We start from the raw sequence: 3,992 nt of genomic DNA on the forward strand, positions 1-3,992 counted from the left end.
TGCGGTGGGACATGAGAAGGGGCGAGGGGCTAGGGGTCAGGGACGAGGTGATTGAAGCGCGTCGCCGATCTAATGAACAGGGCCGCTATGGCCAAGCAGAGCCGAGCGCACCTTGCCCCTCGCCCCTCGCCCCTCGCCCCTCGCACCTGGACCCTACAAAGCAGCGCGCTTCAGCGTCACCAGCGCCTGGTCCCGGATCGCGGTGTCGCCGACCGCGAGAATCTGCCCCGTGCCGTCGATCGCCTCGCCGCGCCAGTTGGTGACCGCGCCGCCGGCCGCCTCGACCACGGGGATCAGGGCCGACCAGTCCCAGAGCTTGAGTCCGGCCTCGGCCACCAGATCGATCCGCCCGGCGGCCACCATGGCATAGGCATAGGCATCGCAGCCGTAGCGGGCCAGACGCGCCGCCGCCCGCACCTGGGTCCAGGCGCCCAGTTCGGCGCCGGTGAAGATGTCGGGATCCGTGGTGGCGATGACCGCCTCGGTCAGGGCCGGACAGGCGCGGGTGCGCAGGGGCGTGGTCGCATCCCCGCGCATAAGGACGGCGCCCGACGGCCCGCCGAGGAAGACTTCGTCGAGATAGGGCTGGGCGATCACGCCGACGCTGGGCGTCCCCTGGACGCGCAGCCCGATCAGGGTCGTCCACAGCGGCAGGCCGGCGATGAAGGCGCGAGTGCCGTCGATGGGATCCAGGATCCAGACGTGCTCGGCGTCGGGCCGATCCTCGCCATACTCCTCGCCGATGACGCCGTGGTCGGGATAGCGGGCGGCGATCGCCCGACGGATCGCGGCCTCCGCCTCCTTGTCGGCCTGGGTCACGGGATCGAAGGCCCCGGGCCCCGCCTTGTTCTCCTGCGCATACTCGCCGCGAAAGAACGGCAGGGTCACGGCGGCGGCCGTGCGCGCCAGATCGACGGCGAAGGCTTCGAAGGAGGTCATGGAAGAGTGGTTCGTGATTTGTGATTAGTGGTTGCCGTCGCCGGCCCCCGAACCACTAACCACTAACCACCAACCACTCCACCCCGCGCTCAAGCAGCGAGCGACCGCGTCGCGAGCGATAGCGCCCCAAGACTATGCGACAGGCTCTTCCGCGTGCAGCGACTTGGCCAGGTCCAGAAGGCGGCGGCGCGGGCGCTCGCCGAGCTGGTAGTAGGCCTGGATCAGGTCGAGGGTTTCCTTGCGGGAAAACATCTCGCCGCCGTTGGCCCCGGCGGCCTCCTTGCGTTCCATGGCCTCGGTCAGGCCGTCGTAGAAATAGTTGACCGGCGATTCCAGCGCCTCGGCCAGCTGCCACAGGCGGGCGGCCGAGATCCGGTTGGCGCCGCACTCGTACTTCTGGATCTGCTGGAAGCGGATGCCGACCTGGAGCGCGAGCTGTTGCTGGGTCAGGCCCAGCAGGCGGCGGCGACGGCGCAGGCGGCGGCCCAGGTGAAGATCGATATCGGTGGCCATGGCCCCATTTCCCCATTCTGATGGAGTGTCCCAAGACGGGACGGCTCGCCTTACCAGCCGCAAGCGACATGCCGGTTTCGCTTGGGGAGGGAGTTGCAGCGTTCGCCGAACGGATTCGGCGGCCCTGCGGCATTTCGACGGGCCGGGACGCAACCCGAAAGGTGGCGACGCATTACAGGCCCATCGAAAGCTTGACTTGGAAGGGTCACCACAATGGGTCTCGGAATTATCGGATGGATTGTCATCGGCATCGTCGCCGGCTGGCTCGCGGAAAAGGTCATGGGTCGTAGCCATGGCCTGGTCACCAACCTGATCGTCGGCGTCGTCGGCGCTCTGATCGGCGGCTTCATCGCCAACAACCTGTTCAACGTCGGTGTGGGCGGTTTCAACTTCATGACACTGATCGTGGCATTCGGCGGTGCCTGCCTGCTGCTGTTCCTGCTGGGCCTGGTCAAGCGCCGCGCCTGATCCTTCTCGGGATCGGAACATAAAGAAGGGGCGGTCCCGTCGGGACCGCCTCTTTTCTATGCCGGGTCGGGAAACCTTACTGAGGCTGGGTCGGAGCCGGTTCGGCCGCCTCGCTCTCGGCGTCGTCAGAGGCCGGTTCGTCGGTCGCCGGCGGGGTGGCCGCCTCGGTCGGGGCCGCGTCCTCGGCGATGGCCGGGGCCGCCGTGAACTCGGTGGAGGTCCAGCCGACCACGACGCCGGCACCGTCCTGACGCAGACCGCCCAGCGGCACGCCCTTGAGCTGGCCATCCGCACCGCGCACGGTCAGTTCCTGTTCGCCCGCATCATTGTTGCGCGCGCCCTCCAGCTTGCCGAGCACGGTCCCGTCAGAACCCTTCACGTCCGAGCCGGGTTGCAGCTGCAGCGTGGCGGGCTGGGCAGGGGTCGCGGCTGCGGCAGGGTCCGGCGGCGTCTGAGCCGGAGCGGGCTGGGTCTGGGTCGGGGCGGGTGGTGTCATCGCCTCCTGCGCCAGGGCAGGGGCGGCCGTCAGCATCAGGCCGGCGATGCTGGTCAGAAGAGCGGTCTTGCGGATCATGTCGGATCGGTCCGGAGTTGCGCGGCAGAGGTGCGCCGCAGACAGACAAACACCGTTCATTTCGGAATGTTTCACCCGCCCCGGAATGACCTTGGGGGCGCCACGGTTGGCCAAATCCCGCTATCAGACCGCCATGAGTTCGCCCCGCCGCCGCCCCGGTATCCTGATCCGCCTGCTCGCCCTGGGGCGCGAGGCCTCGCCCCAGGCCTTCGGCGTGGTGGTGTTCGGCGCGGGTGCCCTGACCCTGATATCGGCGGTGACCCCGGCGTTTTCATACCGGTTGTCGATCGTCCGCGAGACCTTTTCGCCGTTTCTGATCGACATCTCCCATTTCGCGGCCAGCGTGATCGGCTTCCTGCTCTTGCTGCTCGCCGCCGGTCTGTGGCGCAGGCGGCGGGGGGCATACTGGCTGGCGCTGGGAGCCATGCTGGCGGGCGCGGTCTTCACCATGCTCAAGGGCCTGAACTGGGAAGAGGCGCTGCAACTCGTGGCCGTGGCCGCCCTGCTGACGCCGTGCAAGCCGGCGTTCGACCGGCGTTCGCGCCTGGTGGAGCCCCTGCGACCCGGCTGGCTGCTGCTGGTCGTCACGGCGGTGGTCGCCATGGTCTGGCTGGGCTTATTCGCCTATCGCGACGTGGCCTATACCGACGAACTCTGGTGGACCTTTCTGAGCGACAGTGAGGCCTCGGGCTTTCTGCGCGCGGCGGCCGTGCTGTCGATCCTCACCCTGCTGATCGCGGCGGTGTCGCTTCTGGCCGCACCCGGATCGGGCCGTCGTCGCCTGCCCGATGCCCAGGATCGGGCCCGCGCCCTGGCCGCCCTGGCCGAGGCGGCCCAGTCTCCGCTCCATAGGGCCGCGCCGGAAGCCTGGCTGGCGGCGCTGGGCGACAAGGCCCTGCTGTTCAGTCCCTCCGGCCGCAGCTTCCTCAGCTACCGCGTGCGCGGGCGGCGCTGGATCGCGATGGGCGAGCCGGCGGGGCTGAAATCCGAGCGACTGGACCTGCTCTGGGCCTTCTCCGAACTGGCCGACAGCTATGGTGGGGCCCCGGTCTTCTATTCGGTGGGTGAGGGGTTGCTCGCCGATCTGGCGACCATGGGTCTGGCGGTGCGCAAGGTCGGCGAGACCGCCGTGGTCGAGGTCGCCGCCTTCACCCTGGAGGGCAAGCCGCGCCAGAACCTGAGGACCGCCGTCAACCGAGCCGAGCGGGAGGGGGCATCCTTCGTCGTCCTGCCGCCCGGATCGGCGTCGGGGATTGCGGATGAGCTGCGCGCCGTGTCCGACGCGTGGCTGGCCGAGCACAACGGCGAGGAGAAGGCCTTCTCGCTGGGCCGGTTCGACCCCGCCTACCTCGATCTCACCCCGCTCGCCGTCGTGCGACAGACGGTGGAGGGAAGCAGTTCTGAAACGGAGGGGCGCATCGTCGCCTTCGCCAACCTGTTGCCGGGCGCGGGGGAGACTAGGGAGGTCGCCATCGACCTGATGCGCCACGTCCCCGAC

General features: G+C 68.9%; 5 protein-coding genes. 2 read left to right on the forward strand and 3 right to left on the reverse strand.

Going from position 1 to position 3,992, the window contains the following annotated elements; all coding sequences use genetic code 11:
- Window positions 1-153 precede the first annotated feature (153 nt).
- Complete coding sequence (gene hisN / locus ACILQR_RS15840) at window positions 154-939, reverse strand: histidinol-phosphatase (protein WP_395652342.1); 786 nt, start codon at window positions 937-939, stop codon at window positions 154-156.
- 132 nt (window positions 940-1,071) lie between these two features.
- Window positions 1,072-1,452: a helix-turn-helix domain-containing protein gene (locus tag ACILQR_RS15845; RefSeq protein ID WP_271145251.1), complete on the reverse strand. Its 381-nt coding sequence runs from the start codon at window positions 1,450-1,452 to the stop codon at window positions 1,072-1,074.
- Window positions 1,453-1,665: 213 nt separating this feature from the next.
- Here ACILQR_RS15845 and ACILQR_RS15850 point away from each other — a divergent pair, with 213 nt between their 5' ends.
- Window positions 1,666-1,920, forward strand: coding sequence for a GlsB/YeaQ/YmgE family stress response membrane protein (locus tag ACILQR_RS15850; RefSeq protein ID WP_395652343.1), 255 nt, complete (start codon window positions 1,666-1,668; stop codon window positions 1,918-1,920).
- A 76-nt stretch (window positions 1,921-1,996) separates the two neighbouring features.
- On the opposite strand, the gene ACILQR_RS15855 is transcribed toward ACILQR_RS15850, so the two are convergent.
- A complete protein-coding gene (locus tag ACILQR_RS15855) occupies window positions 1,997-2,494 on the reverse strand; it encodes a superoxide dismutase (RefSeq protein WP_395652344.1) in 498 nt (165 codons plus the stop codon).
- Between the two features lie 106 nt (window positions 2,495-2,600).
- Here ACILQR_RS15855 and ACILQR_RS15860 point away from each other — a divergent pair.
- The coding region (locus ACILQR_RS15860; protein WP_395652345.1) for a phosphatidylglycerol lysyltransferase domain-containing protein at window positions 2,601-3,992 on the forward strand (1,392 nt) is incomplete at its 3' end.

Source organism: Brevundimonas sp., from assembly GCF_044239655.1.
GTDB lineage: Bacteria > Pseudomonadota > Alphaproteobacteria > Caulobacterales > Caulobacteraceae > Brevundimonas.

Coding starts and splice junctions, on each gene's coding strand:
- hisN (WP_395652342.1), bottom strand. CDS start 939: ATGACCTCCTTCGAAGCCTTCGCCGTCGATCTGGCGCGCACGGCCGCC.
- ACILQR_RS15845 (WP_271145251.1), bottom strand. CDS start 1,452: ATGGCCACCGATATCGATCTTCACCTGGGCCGCCGCCTGCGCCGTCGC.
- ACILQR_RS15850 (WP_395652343.1), top strand. CDS start 1,666: ATGGGTCTCGGAATTATCGGATGGATTGTCATCGGCATCGTCGCCGGC.
- ACILQR_RS15855 (WP_395652344.1), bottom strand. CDS start 2,494: ATGATCCGCAAGACCGCTCTTCTGACCAGCATCGCCGGCCTGATGCTG.